Below are 16,212 nucleotides of genomic sequence, written 5' to 3'. Positions count from 1 at the left end.
GAAGTCTACGCACGTCTTCTACTGCTCGTAGACGCGGCGGTTGGTCACGCCTCGTAGGCGCGGCCCTTCCAGGCGACGCTGCGGCGCCCCGCCAACGCGTACACGGGCAGCACGAGCAGCGGACTCATCGGGCCGAGCAGCCCTTCGGCGAGGTCGAGGGGGCGTCGCCGCCCCGCGACGAGGTTGGAGACCGTGCGATCGAGCAGGCCCACGAACCGCACGAGCCGAAGGATGCGCCCGGTTGCGCGCGACTCCCCCGCACCGGGCAAGAAGAGCAGGACCCACGGCAGCGAGTAGACGCAGACCGTCAGGAGACTCGTCGCCAGCATGAGCGCCCGCGACCCGTGATGGAGGCCGAGGAGCGACTTCGCGAAGCCGCGCACCGAGCTCCGGTACCCGTCGTACATGCGCACCCCGATCGCGCTCCCACCCCGCACGGTCACGACTCGGCCGCCAGCGGCGCGCATCCGTTCGGCGAGACGCATGTCTTCCACGAGCTCACCGCTCACCGCCGCGTGGCCTCCGACGCGGGCGTAGGCGGCGCGCGTGAACGCCATGACCTGGCCGTTCGCAACCACCGGCGCCCTGCGCCCGTGCAGGGCCATCGGCACCGACCCGAGCACGACCGCGTCGTTGAGGGGCGTGATGAGCCGCTCGCCGAGGGTCCGAGTCTCCTGACGTGGGAAGACCGTGAGGAGGTCGGCCCGGGATGCACGCATGGTCACCAGCAGCGCGTCTAGCGCACCGGGGTTCCAGCGCACGTCGGCATCGGTGAAGACGAGCACATCGTCGGGCCTCGGCGGCTCGGGCGCCTCGCTGGCGGCGGCGAGCTGCGCGCACGCCCAGTTCTTGCCCGTCCACCCCTCGGGGCGCGGCGCACCCCGAAGCACGCGGGCACCCGCGGCCTCGGCGACCGCGCGGGTCGCGTCGGCCGACTCGTCGTCGAGCACGACCACCTCGTCGGCTCCCTGACCGAGGAATCCGGGCAGCGTCTCCCGCAGCGTCGGTTCCTCATCGCGGGCAGGGATGAGCAGCGCGACCCGCGGCGCGGATGCGTGGCCCGAGCGCTCAGCTGGAGCTGGTGAGGCCGACGATCCACGCCCGGTCCCAGCACGGGCACGGGCACGGCTGGTCCCGGTTGCCGTCCCGGCCGCCGCCCGCAGGCTCCGCTGCGTCAGCGCGTTCGCGAGCAGCACGATCGCCCTCGCGCCGAGGTACGCGAGGGAGACTCCGGCGACCACGCGGCTCACGAGCGACCGGTTCACTCGCGGCCCCGCTCGCCCTGACGACCAGGACGAGCCGGGCGAGCCCGGTGGGTCCGCTGAGCCCGGCGAGCCCTGAAGCCCTCCGGCCTGGTCAGGAACGCGAGCATCCGCCCGGCGAAGCCGACTCGGTCGCGGCGGAATCGCTGCGCGTCGAACACGATGCGGTAGCCCGGCAGGGGCCGTGCGGGGTCTGCGGCGTCGAGGGCCCGGTCGAGCTCCTCGAGCATCGAGCCGAGTGCTGCCGCGAGCTGCTCGGGGCGCACGGGTGCGCCGAAGCGGACGAACGCCTCGGGTTTGGCCGCCCCGCGCATGACGACTCGGATGGCGACGGGGACCAGCGGAACCTCGGCGCGCGCCGCGACCCACTCGGCGCCCGGGTGCAGCGACGCGAGCCCGCGGCCCGCGCGCAGCTCGCCCTCCGGGAAGATCAGGGACCAGTCGCCGGCGCGCGCACGGGCGGCGAGCGTACGCACCGCCCGCGGGGGCACTGCCCCGACGAGGCGCAGGAATGGGAAGCGGCGCAGCTGCTCGTCGCCCATCATGACGGCCACGTCGAACCCGGTGTTCCTGGCGTAGAGGCCGATCAGGTAGGCGTCCCACCATGAGCCGTGGTTGGCGGCGAGCACCGCGCCGCCGCTCGGAGGCTGGCCGGTGACCGCGATCGACAGCAGGCCCGTCCGCACGTCGCGCACCGCGCTGCGCACGAGCAGCGCGCGAGCCAGGCGAAGCATCATGGTGTGCTCGACGCTATCGCAGCACGCGACGCGACAAGCCGGGAAGCGGGTCGTTCACCAGCCGCGGAGGGCGGCCGCGACGACGCCGCCCACGACGATCACGAAGACGAGCAGGTCGGTCCAGGTCGCGACGAGCTCGTTGGTGCTCTTGCCGCGCTTCGCGAGGTGCCGGATGCCGGCGATGCCCAGGTAGATCGCGCCGGGAAGCGCGCCCACGAGTCCCCAACCGGGGACCAGCGAGGAGACCAGTGCGACGGTGCCCAGGCTGAGGTTCGCGAGCCCGAGTTCCTGCACCACCTGCGCGGTCGCGGCGCCGGTCGCGTTGAGCGTCTGCATGCGCGTACCGGCAGCGTGTTCCTCAGGCTCATCGCTCTCGTCGGCGGCGGCGGCCCCGAGGATGGTCTGCGTGGTTCGCAGGGGGTTCGTGAGCTGACTGATGCCCGCGACGATGAGGCGCGACCCGACGCCCCAGAACGCGAACCAGATCCCGAAGACGAGCGCTGGATTGCCGCCCGCGACGCCCAGGTGCACGCCCCCGAAGAGCAGCGGGAGCACCACCGTCTGGAGGATCACGAGGAGGGCGTACATGCATGGGCCGTTCGGCGTCGGGATGCTCGCAGGAGCGCCACCGATCTGGGCGGTCGGCGCTGCATCGCTGCATCGAGGAGGGGGTGATCTGCAACATATTGCATACCCGGGCTCGCGGACAACACGGCGGTGTGCGTCTGCATGGATCGTGGTACTGGAAGAATGCGAGGGTGAGCATCCCCCCGAGTGTCACGCCGAGACCAGCCAGGAACGCAGCGAAGCCCTGGTACCGCCGCAAGAGCAGGACGGTGCCGCTCGGCGTGCTGTCCGCCGGCCTTGTCGGCGCGATCATCTGGGTGTCGACGCCCTGGCCCGCTGCCATGGTCATCCGCGGCCTGTTCGAGCTGGATGCGAAGCGCACCGTCACCGAGATGGAGGCCTTCGCGCCGACCGCTGACAGCCTGCAGTCGCAGCTCGATGTGCCGTACGGCGACGGCGGTTCGGACACGACCTTCGACCTGTACTCACCCGCCGACACGACCGAGGCACTGCCGACGGTCGTGTGGATCCACGGGGGCGCGTGGATCTCGGGTGGCAAGCAGAACGTCGACCCGTATGTGCAGATCCTCGCCGCGGAGGGGTTCACGACGGTCGCCGTCAACTACACGGTCGCGCCGGAGGCCACCTATCCGACGGCGCTCACGCAGCTCAACGAGGCGCTCGCGCACCTGACGGCGAACGCGGCCGAGTACAACATCGACCCGAACCAGATCGTCCTCGCGGGCGATTCCGCGGGCGCGCAGCTCGCGAGCCAGCTCGCGGCCCTCGCCACGAACCCCGAGTACGCGGAGCTCGTCGGCCTCGCCCCGGCGCTCGCCGCCGACCAGCTCGCTGGGATGGTGCTGAACTGCGGCATCTACGACGTGAGCGGCATCCCGAGCGCGCCTGGCCTCGGCGGCTACGGCTTCCGCGTGGCGCTGTGGGCGTACCAGGGCGACAAGGACTGGGCTGACACCCCCGCAGGGCAGGAGATGTCGACCCTCGACTACGTGACCGCCGACTTCCCGCAGACCTGGATCTCGGGCGGCAACGCCGACCCGCTGACCGCGAACCAATCGCAGCCGTTCGCGACGAAGCTGCAGGGTCTCGGCGTGCCGGTCACCGCGGTCTTCTACCCGGAGGACCACGAGCCGGCGCTGCAGCACGAGTACCAGTTCAAGCTCGCGGGGGCGGATGCGCAGAGCGCGCTGGCGTCGACCATCGACTTCCTGAAGTCGGTCACGTCGCCCGAGTGACGCCGGGCTCGTCCGGTCGGTGCCGGCGGTTGCCGTCTGCCGCCGAGACGAGCAGCGCGCCGAGCGACGCCGCGATCGTGATCGACGCGGCGGCCCCGAATGCGAAGCTCGCTGGCATCGTGGCCCCGACCGCCAGGTACGTGCCCGCGTAGATCGACAGCGCGAGCGCCGCCGAGAGCCGCTGGCTGAGCTGGAAGAAGCCAGCCGCGACCCCGTTCACACCTGCGGGGGCCTCGTTGAGCGTCAGCGACTGGTTCGAGGGGGTGAAGAGCCCGGCGAAGAAGCCCTGCAGCGCACCCGCGCCGATCACGCCGAGCAGGATGAGCGGCTCCGAGCCGGAGGCGACCAGCGCCACCTCGGCGGTCACCGCCGCGAGTGCAAGCCCGAGCGCCCACGTGATGCCGCCGCGCCCGAAGCGCCGCACGAGCCGCCAGCTCAGCATCGAGCCGACCACCATGCCGAGCGCGCGCGGCGTGAGCATGAGCGCCGCCACGAACGGCGAGTAGCCGAGCCCGTCGATGAGGAAGAGCGTCGTGAGCAGCCCGAGGCCGAGCGCGGAGCCGAACGTGAGGGTCGCGACCGCGGTGCCGAGCAGGTAGCCGCGGCTGCGCGCGAGCGCCGGATGCAGCACCGCGGCGCCGCCCCTCGCATACGCGCGCCGCTCCCACAGGGCGAAGGCGACGAAGAAGGCCAGGCCGGCGACCGCCAGGGCCGCGACCAGCCAGCCGCCGCTCGCCGCCGCGACCAGGAGCGCGAGCGTTCCAGCCCCGAGCAGGACGACGCCCATCGCATCCACTTGCCGGAGCGCGACGCGCACGCCGCCGGTCACCGCAACGGGCCTCGGCAACACGAACACGGCCGCGACGATGAGCACCACCGCGAGGGGGACGGCGAGGAGGAAGACGAGGCGCCACCCCGTGCTGTCTGGCAGGAGCGTGAGCAGCAGGCCGCCGCCGAGCGGACCGATGAGCCCGGCCGCGGAACCCGCGGTCGTGTAGCCGGAGAGCGCGCGCGAGCGCATGATGCCGCGGAATGTGTCCTGGAAGAGTCCGAGCACCTGCGGATTCACGACGCCGGCCCCGAAGCCCTGCACGAGGCGGGCCACGATCACGGTCGTCGCGTCGTCGGCAAGCGCCGCCGCGAACCCCGCCACCGCGAAGAGCACGAGCCCCAGCATGTACAGGGAGCGCCGCCCGAGCAGGTCGCCGAGGCGGCCAGCGCCGACAAGCGCGAGGCCGAACGCGAGCGAGTACGACGAGGTCAGCCACTGCACCTGCGCGGCATCGGCGCCGAGGGAGCGCTGGATGCTCGGCACGGCGAAGCTGAACACGGCCTGGTCGAGGAGGGTCGTGAACGCGGTCGCCACGCCGAGTGCGAGCACGAGCCCGTCGGTGCGGCTGGGCGCGCCCGACGGCGCACCGAAACCCGCCGCGCCTCGGACTTCGAGGACGCGACGGGTTCGGTCGCTGACGGAAGCGAGATGGCTACTCCTCGCGCGGGAGGCCCGCCGGGTTCACCTCGGAGGCGTCGATGCGCTCATCCTGCAGGCCCCAGCGGTCGAGGATCGCGTCGTACTGGCCGTTCTCGATGGCGTGGTTGAGGACGATCTCGACGGCTTCGATGAGGCCGTTGTCCTTCGCCGTGCCCGCGGCGATCTGCGCGTTGGCCGGGAAGCCGCCGTTGATGGTGCCGACGAGCTTCGTCTCGCCGTCGCTCGCCGCCTTGAACGCGGCCGTCGCGTTCGGACCGAAGGTCGCATCCACTCGCCCGGACTGCAGCGCGAGCGTGCCCGCCGCGTCGTCCTCGTAGTACTGGAAGTCGACCGGTTCGAGCCCGGCTGCCTGGTTCTCCTCGTCCCACGCGACGAGGATCTTCTCCTGGTTCGTGCCTGCGCCGACGATGACCGACAGGCCCGCGACATCCTTGGCTTCGGTGATCGACTCGATCTCGCTGTCGGCCTTCACGTAGAAGCCGAGCACGTCCTCACGGTACGTGGCGAAGTCGAAGAGGTCCTTGCGCTCCTCCGTGACGGTGACGTTCGAGGTGATCAGGTCGTACTTGCCGGACTGCACGCCGAGGGGCCAGTCGGCCCACGCGGCGACCTCGCCCTTGAGCTCGAGGCCGAGCCCGTCGGCGATGAGCTGCGCGAAGTCCGCCTCGCTGCCGAGGCGCGTCACGTTGTCGTCCTCGGCGAGGAAGCTGAGCGGCGGGATGTACGCGCTGCCGACGACCGTGAGCTTCCCGGCCTCAGCGGGCTGCCAGCCGGACGCCTCAAGCGCGGCGATGGCCTCTGGCACCGGGTCGATCTGCGGGCGGCCGTCGACGTTGGCGCTGGTCAGGTCGAACTCGATGAGCCCGCTTGCCGGCTGGGCACCGTCGGGTTCGGCTGCCGTGACCGGGGCCGACTGGCCGTTGACGATGAGGGTCGTGGCGACGACGCCGATGACGGCGAGCGCCGCCACACCGCCGGCGATGACGCCGACCTTCTTCTTGTTGAGCTTTGCCATGAGAGGCACCTTTCGGGGTGGATGCGTTGCTGAAGTTCTGGAAAGAAATGAGAGGAGAGGAATGCGGGCAGAGCTCGGCCCGCTGCGAGCTAGAGCACCTTGCGGATGAAGTCCTGCGTGCGTGGGTGCTGCGGGTTCGTGAGGACCTGCTCCGGCGTGCCCTGCTCGATGATGCGACCGGCGTCGAGGAACACGATGCGGTCGGCGACCTCTCGCGCGAAGCCGATCTCGTGCGTCACGATGACCAGCGTCGTGCCGCCGTGGGCGAGCTCGCGGATCACGTCGAGCACCTCGCCGACCAGTTCGGGGTCGAGCGCGCTCGTCGGCTCGTCGAAGAGGAGCACATCCGGTTTGAGGGCAAGCGCCCTCGCGATCGCGACGCGCTGCTGCTGGCCGCCGGAGAGCTGGCGCGGGTAGTGGTACTCCTTGCCCTCGAGCCCCACCCGCTTGAGCAGTCCCCTGGCCTGCGCATCCGCATCCGCCTTGGAGGCCCGCTGCAGCGCGACCGGGGCCGCCGTGATGTTCTGCAGCGCGGTGAGGTGCGGGAACAGGTTGAAGTTCTGGAAGACCATGCCAACCCTCGTCCGGCGGCGAAGCGTTTCAGCTTCGCGCAGCTCGAAGAGGCGGTCTCCCTTCCTGACGTAGCCGATGTACTCGCCATCGATGAGGATCGATCCGCCGTCGACGGACTCGAGGTGGTTGATGGTGCGCAGCAGCGTCGACTTGCCGGAGCCCGACGGGCCGAGGAGGGCGACGACTTCGCCGGGCTCGATCTCGAGGTCGATGTCGTGCAGCACCTCGTGGGTGCCGTACGACTTGCTCACGCCGCACACGCTGACCTGCCCGGATGCTGCGCTGCGGCGCTCGAGTTCGGCCTCGACGTTCCGGGTGATGGTTGCCTGGCTCATGCTTCGCTCACGTCCTTCTTGGTCTTCAGCGTCTTCGTCTGCCCGTCCGGCTTCTCCGGGTCCTCATCGCTCTTGTCGTCGTCGAGCAGCGCCCACTTCTCGGAGATCCAGGCCCTCGCCTTCTGGATGGGCGTCGGCGGCAGCTCTCGGTGCGCGCCCTTCGAGAAGTGGCGCTCGATGTAGTACTGCGCGATCGAGAGGAGCGTGGTGATGATGGCGTACCAGACGACCGCGACGAGCAGCAGCGGGATGATGCGCTGGTTGCGGTTGTAGATGACCTGCACCGTGTAGAACAGCTCGGGCAGCGCGACGACGAACACCACCGAGGTGCCCTTCACGAGCCCGATGATCTCGTTGAACGCGTTCGGCGTGATGGCGCGGGCCGCCTGCGGCAGGATGATGCGGAAGAAGCGGTACCGGCGCGGGAGGCCGAGCGCGGCGGATGCTTCCAGCTGGCCCTGGTCGACCGAGAGGATGCCGGCGCGGATGATCTCCGCAGAGTAGGCCGCCTGGTGCAGGGAGAGGCCGAGCGTCGCGGCGGCGAACGAGGAGATGAGCTGCACGGTCGGGAACTCGACGAGCCAGAAGTCGGTCGTGAACGGGGTCCCGAGGCCGAGCGTCGGGTACAGGTAGCCGAGGTTGTACCAGACCACGAGCTGCACGACGAGCGGCACGGAGCGGAAGAACCAGATGAAGCTCCACGAGAGGGAGTTCAGCAGCGGCGACTTCGAGAGGCGGGCGACGGCGAGGAGGGCGCCGAGGATGAACCCGATCGCCCCGGAGAGCACCGTCAGCTGCAGGGTCAGGATGAGCGCGTTGACGACGATCGGGCTGAAGAAGTACTCGCCGAAGACGTTCCACTCGTAGCGCTGGTTCGTGACGAGCGACCACGCGAACTGGGCGACCGCGAACACGGCGACGGCGGAGAGGATCCAGAGCACCCAGTGCTTGGGGTGCACGACCTTGAGGTGCTCACCGGGCCCGAGCGTCTGCATCCGGCGGCTCGCCACGGGTGTGGCGTCGTCCGGCGGCGTCGACGGCGGGCTGTCGGTGGTCGGTGCGGTGTCGATCTGTGACATCGCGTTCTCCTCTCGGCGGACCCTCCGGGCGGAGGGGCTGACCCTCAGATGTGAGGGCTTGTCGAGAAGGTATTGGCGAGCGGATGCCCGTCAGTAGCGGCCGGTACGCGGGAGTTCCGAGAGAGTCGCGCGGCGCAGTGCTGCGTCACAGAAGGTCACGCCGTCACCGGGTGGAGAGTCAGCGAGGCCCGTCTGGGCGCCTCGAAGCGCACGCGGTGGGGTCTTGGATGGAACTAGGGGCTTACGACCTGGATGCTCCAGGGCAGCGGTGTGCCGTCGATCTTGGTCGCCTCGACGACCTCGATGACGAAGGGGCCCGCCGGCCAGGCCCTCGCCTCGACCTCAGGGATCTCGGCGGTGATGTAGTCGAACTCCGAGCCGTGCACGGTCATCGCGAAGTTGCCGTAGTCGCTCGATGTGATCGAGGCCTCGCCGCCCGCACCCGTGTAGAGGTAGACCCCCGGGCCGACCCCGTCGAGCGCCACGTCGAACGGAGGGAGCACCGAGACAGGCAGGATCTCGGCCGTCCACTCCCCCTCGCTCATGATCGTGATGCGGTCGACGACCAGCGACGTCGGGTCGTCGCCGAACGACTGCTCGAAGGCCGCCTGGGTGTTGATGAGCCATCGCGCCGTTCCGCCGGTCGCCCGCTCCAGGTACTGGAACTCGACAACCTGATCGCCGCTGTACATCGAGGCGCTGAGGCCACCGACCTTGTCGTCGACCTGCAGCACCGCCAGCTGTCCGTCGCCTTCGGGCAGCACGACATCGAGGTTGGCCTCGCCGAATCCTCCGACGGGGTTTCCGGCCTGCAACGTGAACTCGGGGAGAGTTCCGGACTCGATGGGGTCGCCCTCGAGCCCCACGGGCGTCGGCTCGGTGCTGACCTCGGTCTCGTCGCTTCCGAAGGCGCCTGGCAGCACCTGCACGACCTGGACGAAGGCGGCGGATGCGAGCAGCAGGATCGCGAGGATCGCGGCCGCGATGCCCTTGGCACCCGACGCGAAGCCGCGCTTGATGGGCGCCATCGAGAACAGGATCGCGATGACGACCGGGATCCAGTAGCCGAGGAACGCCGCGACGATGGCCGCGAGCCCGGCGAAGACCGCGGCCCCAGGCCCGAGGCCCGGCTGTCCGAGATGTGCGGCGTTCTTCGCGGCGGGGCCCCTGGCCGCTCGGCTCTTGGGGACGGCGGGAGTCGGATGCACGCCCGGCGTGGTTGGCTGCGGAGCAGATGGAGAAGTCGGGGCCGGACCTGGGCTGGACACCTGGCCAGCAGGCGGAGCCGGGGCCGACGACGGCGCCTGCGCCTGCGCCTGCGTCGGCAGCTGCGCGCGACGACGCAGCAGCGCGTCGTTGGCGGAGCCGTGCGAGTAGGCCAGTCCGCGCTGCGCACCCTCCCCGCTTCGGTCGAGGTCGTACGTGGCGCGCGCGGCGGTGCTCGTCGCGGCCCGCCCCTCATCGCGTGCGAGCTGCTCGGCCGCACGCTGCGCGTCCCGAGCTGCCTGACCTGCGGCTCGCTGCGCGTCCTGCGAGCTCTGCTCGAGCGCACGCTGCCCGTCCTGGGCGCGCTGAGCGGCGTCGCGCTCGCCGTCTCTCGTGCGCTGCTCGCGTTCCTGCTCGATGCGATCGGCACCCCGCGTCGCGGAGTCCGACCACTGCCGCACGAAGTCGGGTGCCCGGTAGTCCGCCGGCGGCGTGTATCCGTTCTTGCCTTCAACCACGGTCGCACCCCCTTGTTTCCTGTCTGCGCTCATTCAACACCACACCTCCGACAGTCGAGCCGTTGCCGCCCGGCCACCCAGGCCCTAGCCTTGTCCTGTCATTAGCACCAATTGCCCGCGCAGAAGAGAGAGCCCCATGAGCGCATCCACACCGTCCCGCATCGGCGTCGTCGGCTACGGGGCTGGCGGCCACCGCTTCCACGTGCCGTATATCCAGGCCGTGGCGGGCTGGGAGCTGGCCGGGGTCGTGACCCGCTCACCAGCGCGGCGCGCGATCCTCACGACCGAAGCCCCGGGAGTCCCCGCGTTCGACTCCCTGGATGCGCTCCTCGACGCCGGTGTGGACGCGGTTGTCATCACCACCCCGCCCGACACACGCCGCGAGCTCGTGCTGCACGCCCTCGAGCGGGGAGTCCACGTCGTCGCGGACAAGCCGTTCGCGCCGACGGTCGAAGGCGCGCGCGAGCTGCAGGCCGCCGCCGAGCGCAGCGGGCGCATCCTCACCGCCTACCAGAACCGCCGCTGGGACACCGACCTCGTCACGCTCAAGCAGGTCATCGACGAGGGGAGGCTCGGCGAGATCTGGCGCGTCTCCTCGCGCATGGACCAGGACGATTCCGGCACCCTCGAGACCGGGCCGGCTCACGGCCTCCTGCGGGACCTCGGCAGCCACCTCGTCGACCAGATGGCGTTCCTCTTCGGTCCCGTCGAGCGCGTGAGCGCCCACCTCGACATCACCTCGGTCGGTGGCGTCGACGTCGACTGCGGCTTCGACGTCGCCCTCCACCACGCGAGCGGCGTCTTCTCCCGTGTCGCGTCCAGCAAGATCAACCACCTCGAAGGCCGCGAGCTCATCGCCTACGGCGACCTCGGCTCGTACGAGTCGCGCATGGACGACGTGCAGACCTCGCAGATCGACGCCGGCTTGCGACCCGCATCCGCCGCGGCCGCCGACTGGGGCGTCGAGACCGAGGAACGCTGGGGCGTGCTGCACACCGCGGAGGGCAGCACGCCCGTGCCCTCGGCGCGCGGCGACTACTCCGAGTTCTACCGCCAGCTGCTCGCCGCCGTCCGAGGCGAAGCCGCTCCCCCGGTGCTGCTCGAGCAGGCCGTGCACACGGTCGAGATCCTGGATGCGGCCCGCGAGAGCGCTCGCACGGGACTCACCGTCACCCTCTGAGCGGCACCCGAGCCCTCCCACCCCGGCTACCATCGAGGCACGGGGTGCGACGGCGGGCCAATGAGGGCCCGCCTGTAAAGGGGTAGGGCATGATCCACGGAACTGAATTCACCGGACTGCGCGAGGCGCTCGACGACGTCGAGCCGAGCATCCGCGCAGGCCTCGAACGGCTGATCGACGACGTCGACGCCGACGACATCGCGACTCGCGAACCGCGCGACATCGTCGGAGCCGCCGCCACCATGCGGAGGCTCGCGTCGCGCCGCCGCAGCGACGAGACCCTCATCGCCGTCTTCACGCCGACCCTCAAGGAGGACGGCTGGAGCTCGCGACGCACCATCGTCGACATCTGCACGGCCGACGCCCCGTTCCTCGTCGACTCCGTCACGGCCGCCGTCGCGCGGCAGGGGCTCGCCGTGCACCTCCTCGCGCATCCCGTCGTCTCGGTGCGCCGCGACGACGACGGCGAGCTGCTCGAGATGCACACGCACGGCGGCGAGCTCGAGTCGTGGATCCACCTCGAAATCGACCGCGTCGCCACCGATGAGGGCCGCGAAGAGCTCGCCGAGCGACTGCGCAACGTGCTCGCCGACGTGCACGCGGCGGTCGCCGACTGGCGCCCCATGCGCCGCGCCTGCCTCGACCTCGTCACCGACCTGCGCACCGAGCCGCCGACGAGCGTCACGCAGGAGGAGATCGCCTCAGCCGTCGAGTTCCTGACCTGGCTCGCCGAAGACAACTTCACGTTCCTCGGCTACCGCGAATACGCCCTCGAGACGGACGAGGAGGGCCAGGAGGTGCTGCGCCCGCTCCCCCACACCGGGCTCGGCATCCTGCGCAGGCCCTCGACCGCGAGCACCCGCCTCACCCGCGAGGCGCAGCGCACCGCACGGGAACCGCGCCTCCTCACGATCACGAAGGCCAACTCGCGAGCCACCGTGCACCGCGACGTGTACCTCGACTACATCGGCATCCGCAGCTTCGACGAGGCAGGCAACGTCACGGGCGAGCTGCGCTTCCTCGGGATGTTCACGTCGGTCGCCTACGCGGCGTCCGTGCTCACGCTGCCGATCGTCGGCGCGAAGGTGCGGGCCGTGCTGCGCGCGTCCGGGCACGCCCCGAACTCGCACTCCGGCAAGGACCTCCTGCAGACCCTCGAGCAGTACCCGCGCGACGAGCTCTTCCAGGACAGCGTCGAGCACCTGCACGCCGTGGCCTCCGAGGTGAGCCGCCTGCGCGAGCGGCGCCGCTACCGCATCTTCCTGCGCCGCGACGAGTTCGGCCGCTTCGCGTCGGCCCTCATCTACCTGCCGCGCGACCGCTACAACACGACGGTTCGCCTCCGCATCGAGGAGCTCCTGCGCACGACCTTCAACGCGAGCCAGGTCGACCACGCGACCCGGGTCGGCGAATCCCCGCTCGCCCAGCTGCACTTCGTCGTGCGCGCGCCCAAGGGCATACCGCTGCCCGACGTCAGCGAGCAGGACCTGCAGCCCCGCATCGAGCGCGCCATCCGCGGCTGGGATGAGGAGCTCGTGGATGGCCTGCACCGCATCTACGACGAGGAGCGTGCGGCGGAGATCCTCGGCCGGTACGCGTCCGCATTCCCCGAGGGGTACAAGGAGAACATCCCACCCGAGGACGCGGTCCACGACATCGCGCTGCTCGAGCAGCTCGACGCGGAGACACCCTTCGCCGTGCACCTCTACGCGCCAGAACGCGACGAACCGGGGAAGCGCTACTTCACGTTCGCCTCCCACCACGTGTACCCCATCACGAGAGTGCTTCCCGCCCTCACCGACCTCGGGGTCGACGTCGTCGACGAGCACCCGTACGTCATCACCCTGCCGGACGGAACGAACCTGCACATCTCCGACTTCGGGCTGACAGCCCCTGCCGCAGAGGTCTGGAACGACGCCGACTGGGGCGCGGAGCTCGAGTCGGTGTTCAGCGCCGTCTGGTCGGGAGAGTCCGAGACCGACCGGCTGAACTCGCTTGTGCTGCTCGGCGGCCTGCGCTGGCGCCAGATCGTGATCCTGCGCGCCATCAGCATGTACCTGCGCCAGATCGGCGCGACCTTCTCCGTCGAGTACATCGAGCAGGCGCTCACCGGGAACCCCGCCATCGCGGCCGACATCGTGCGGCTCTTCGAGACGAAGTTCGACCCCAAGCTGGGCGGCGACCGAGACGCCGAGCTCGCCACGGTGGCGGCACGGCTCGAGGCGGCGCTCGACGACGTCGCCAGCCTGGACCAGGACCGCATCCTTCGCTCGATGATCGGCATCGTCGACGCGACCTGGCGCACCAACTTCTACCAGGTGGATGCGGAAGGCAAGCCGAAGCACTGGGTCTCCATGAAGCTCGACTGCACGCGTGTCCCCGGGCTCCCGAAGCCGCATCCCATGGCGGAGATCTGGGTGTACTCGCCCGAGGTCGAGGGCGTGCACCTGCGCTTCGGCCGCGTCGCCCGAGGAGGGCTGCGCTGGAGCGACCGCCGCGAGGACTTCCGCACCGAGGTGCTCGGGCTCGTGAAGGCGCAGATGGTGAAGAACGCCGTCATCGTGCCGACCGGGTCGAAGGGCGGTTTCTTCGCGAAGCAGCTGCCCTCCCCGAGCGACCGAGGCGCGTGGCTCGAGGCCGGGAAGTCGGCCTACCGCACCTTCATCCGCGGCCTCCTCGACATCACCGACAACCGCGTCGGCACCGACATCGTGCCGCCGACCGACGTGGTCCGCCACGACGGCGACGACCCGTACCTCGTCGTCGCAGCCGACAAGGGCACCGCCTCGTTCTCGGACATCGCCAACGGCATCTCCGAGAGCTACGACTTCTGGCTGGCGGATGCGTTCGCGTCCGGCGGCTCAGCCGGCTACGACCACAAGGGCATGGGCATCACCGCGCGAGGCGCGTGGGAATCGGTCAAGCGGCACTTCCGGGAGCTGGACCACGACACGCAGACCGAGGACTTCACGGTCGTCGGCGTCGGCGACATGTCGGGCGACGTCTTCGGCAACGGCATGCTGCGCTCCGAGCACATCCGCCTCGTCGCGGCGTTCGACCACCGGCACGTGTTCATCGACCCGACACCGGATGCCGCGGCCACGTTCGTCGAACGCCAGCGACTCTTCGACCTCCCCGGCTCGTCATGGGACGACTTCGACCGCACCGTCATGTCGGAAGGCGGCGGGGTCTTCCCGCTCACGCAGAAGTCCATCCCCGTGACCCCGCAGATGCGGGAGGCGCTCGGCCTCGAAGCCGACGTGCAGCGGGTCACCCCGCTCGAGCTCAAGAGGGCCGTCCTCCTGGCCCCGGTCGACCTGCTCTGGAACGGCGCCATCGGCACCTACATCAAGGCGAGCGACGAGACGAACGCGGAGATCGGCGACCGCGGCAACGACGCGATCCGCGTCGACGGCCGCGAGCTGCGGCTCAGGGTCGTCGGCGAAGGCGGCAACCTCGGAGTCAGCCAGCGCGGCCGCATCGAAGCCGCCATGGCCGGGGTCAGCCTCAACACCGACGCCATCGACAACTCCGCGGGCGTCGGCACCTCCGACCGCGAGGTGAACATCAAAATCCTCCTCGGCGCCGTCGAGCGCGACGGGCGGCTCGACCGTGAGGCCCGCAACGAGGTGCTGCGCGCGATGACGGATGAGGTCGCAACCCAGGTGCTGCGCGACAACTACGAGCAGAACGTGCTCCTCGGCAACTCGCGCTCGAACGCCGCATCCATGCTGCCATCGCACAAGCGCCTCATCACGTGGCTGGAGGAGCGCGACGAGCTCGACCGCGAGCTCGAGTTCCTGCCGTCGAACGCCGAGATCAAGCGCCGCATCGAGGATGGCCGCGGCCTCACCAGGCCAGAGTTCTCGGTGCTCGTCGCCTACGCCAAGCTCGCCCTCAAGAGCGACCTCGCCACGACCGAGCTCGCCGACGACCCCTGGTTCTCGCACACCCTCGCCGAGTACTTCCCGGCCGAGGTGCGCGAGCAGTACGGGCCCGATCTGCACGCGCATCCGCTGCGGCAGGAGATCGTCGTCAACTCCGTCGTGAACTCCATGGTCAACCGGGGCGGCATCACGTTCGCCTACCGCGCCGCTGACGAGACGGGCGCCACGAGCGAGGAGATCGCACGCGCCTACGTCGCAGCCCGCGAGATCTTCGACCTGCGCGGGTTCGTCGTCGAAGTCGAGGCGACCGACAACCTCGTCTCGACCTCCACGCAGACCGAGCTGTACCTCGGCTTCCGCCGACTCCTCGACCGCGCCACCCGCTGGTTCGTGCAGCACAGGCCAGACCGCATCGACATCGGCGAGGAGATCACCCGCTTCACGGAGCCGGTCGCCCAGTTCGCGTCGCGGATCGGCGAGCTGCAGCAGGGCGTGGAACGCGAGCGCTTCGCGGACCGTGTGAGCGAGTTCGAGGCGGCCGGGGTACCGCGGGAGCTCGCGCTGCGCGGAGCCGGCCTGCTCGAGCTCATGCCGCTGCTCGACATCATCGAGCGCGCCGGGAACGAGGGGTGGGACCTCGAGGAGTTCGCGGGCGTGTACTACTCGCTGTCGGCCCGCGTCAGCTTCGACGACATGCTCACGCGCGTCACCGCGCTGCCGCAGGACGACCGCTGGGGGTCCATGGCGCGCGCCGCGATGCGCGACGACCTGTACGCCGTCATGGTCGAGCTCGCCGCATCCGTCATCGCTCAGACCGAGCAGGCCGAGGCCGACTCACGCGTCGACGCGTGGATCGCCGGGCTCGGCCCCACCGCCACGCGCGCGCTCGACGAGGCATCGGATGCGGTGCACGCCGGCGACGACACGGGCCTCGCCACGCTGTCCGTCGCGCTGCGCCGCCTCCGCTCGCTCGTGCGCTAGGGGGGGCGCGCGCGGCCGGTCGCGCTCCCGTCCGGGTCCGCCCGCCCGGCGATCCGTCTCGGGATGGGAAAGTCGCTTCGTTGAGGAAAACTTCCCAACACGAAGCGACTTTGCCATCCCGAGT

General features: G+C 70.4%; 11 protein-coding genes. 3 read left to right on the top strand and 8 right to left on the bottom strand.

The features are described 5' to 3' along the window. Window positions 1-44: 44 nt before the first annotated feature. From HDC34_RS03310 to HDC34_RS03300, 3 genes are read right to left on the bottom strand one after another with little or no spacing between them, the layout of a single operon-like run. Window positions 45-1,265 (bottom strand): glycosyltransferase family 2 protein, encoded by a 1,221-nt coding sequence (locus HDC34_RS03310; protein ID WP_218854875.1) that lies wholly within the window; start codon window positions 1,263-1,265, stop codon window positions 45-47. After that, window positions 1,262-1,999 (bottom strand): lysophospholipid acyltransferase family protein, encoded by a 738-nt coding sequence (locus HDC34_RS03305; RefSeq protein ID WP_179555840.1) that lies wholly within the window; start codon window positions 1,997-1,999, stop codon window positions 1,262-1,264. Before HDC34_RS03305 ends, HDC34_RS03310 begins: the two co-directional genes overlap by 4 nt. A 54-nt stretch (window positions 2,000-2,053) precedes the next feature. Further along, window positions 2,054-2,587: a hypothetical protein gene (locus HDC34_RS03300; RefSeq protein WP_179555839.1), complete on the bottom strand. Its 534-nt coding sequence runs from the start codon at window positions 2,585-2,587 to the stop codon at window positions 2,054-2,056. A 170-nt stretch (window positions 2,588-2,757) separates the two neighbouring features. Here HDC34_RS03300 and HDC34_RS03295 point away from each other — a divergent pair, with 170 nt between their 5' ends. Continuing rightward, entirely contained in the window at window positions 2,758-3,822 is a 1,065-nt protein-coding gene (locus HDC34_RS03295; RefSeq protein WP_308807249.1) for an alpha/beta hydrolase, read from the top strand. Here the strand turns inward: HDC34_RS03295 and HDC34_RS03290 are convergent. The 5 genes from HDC34_RS03290 to HDC34_RS03270 form a co-directional block, all read right to left on the bottom strand. After that, entirely contained in the window at window positions 3,806-5,203 is a 1,398-nt protein-coding gene (locus HDC34_RS03290; protein ID WP_179555837.1) for an MFS transporter, read from the bottom strand. The two genes, HDC34_RS03295 and HDC34_RS03290, sit on opposite strands and share 17 nt — an antisense overlap. A gap of 103 nt (window positions 5,204-5,306) precedes the next feature. Continuing rightward, the gene (locus HDC34_RS03285; RefSeq protein ID WP_179555836.1) at window positions 5,307-6,329 is read right to left on the bottom strand and encodes an ABC transporter substrate-binding protein; all 1,023 of its coding nucleotides are present in this window, start codon (window positions 6,327-6,329) and stop codon (window positions 5,307-5,309) included. An 89-nt stretch (window positions 6,330-6,418) separates the two neighbouring features. Beyond that, a complete protein-coding gene (locus tag HDC34_RS03280; RefSeq protein ID WP_179555835.1) occupies window positions 6,419-7,237 on the bottom strand; it encodes an amino acid ABC transporter ATP-binding protein in 819 nt (272 codons plus the stop codon). Then, the gene (locus HDC34_RS03275) at window positions 7,234-8,316 is read right to left on the bottom strand and encodes an amino acid ABC transporter permease (protein WP_218854873.1); all 1,083 of its coding nucleotides are present in this window, start codon (window positions 8,314-8,316) and stop codon (window positions 7,234-7,236) included. Before HDC34_RS03275 ends, HDC34_RS03280 begins: the two co-directional genes overlap by 4 nt. Window positions 8,317-8,549: 233 nt before the next feature. Further along, window positions 8,550-10,040 carry a hypothetical protein gene (locus HDC34_RS03270; protein ID WP_179555834.1) on the bottom strand — a complete coding sequence of 497 codons (1,491 nt, stop codon included), beginning with the start codon at window positions 10,038-10,040 and terminating at the stop codon, window positions 8,550-8,552. 136 nt (window positions 10,041-10,176) lie between these two features. Here HDC34_RS03270 and HDC34_RS03265 point away from each other — a divergent pair, with 136 nt between their 5' ends. Both HDC34_RS03265 and HDC34_RS03260 read left to right on the top strand, forming a co-directional pair. Next, window positions 10,177-11,220 carry a Gfo/Idh/MocA family protein gene (locus tag HDC34_RS03265; RefSeq protein WP_179555833.1) on the top strand — a complete coding sequence of 348 codons (1,044 nt, stop codon included), beginning with the start codon at window positions 10,177-10,179 and terminating at the stop codon, window positions 11,218-11,220. Between the two features lie 89 nt (window positions 11,221-11,309). Continuing rightward, the gene (locus HDC34_RS03260; RefSeq protein WP_179555832.1) at window positions 11,310-16,088 is read left to right on the top strand and encodes an NAD-glutamate dehydrogenase; all 4,779 of its coding nucleotides are present in this window, start codon (window positions 11,310-11,312) and stop codon (window positions 16,086-16,088) included. The last annotated feature ends 124 nt before the right edge of the window (window positions 16,089-16,212 follow it).

This window comes from Pseudoclavibacter sp. JAI123, from assembly GCF_013409665.1.
Lineage (GTDB): Bacteria > Actinomycetota > Actinomycetes > Actinomycetales > Microbacteriaceae > Pseudoclavibacter.
This window is presented reverse-complemented; position numbering and strand designations above follow the sequence as displayed.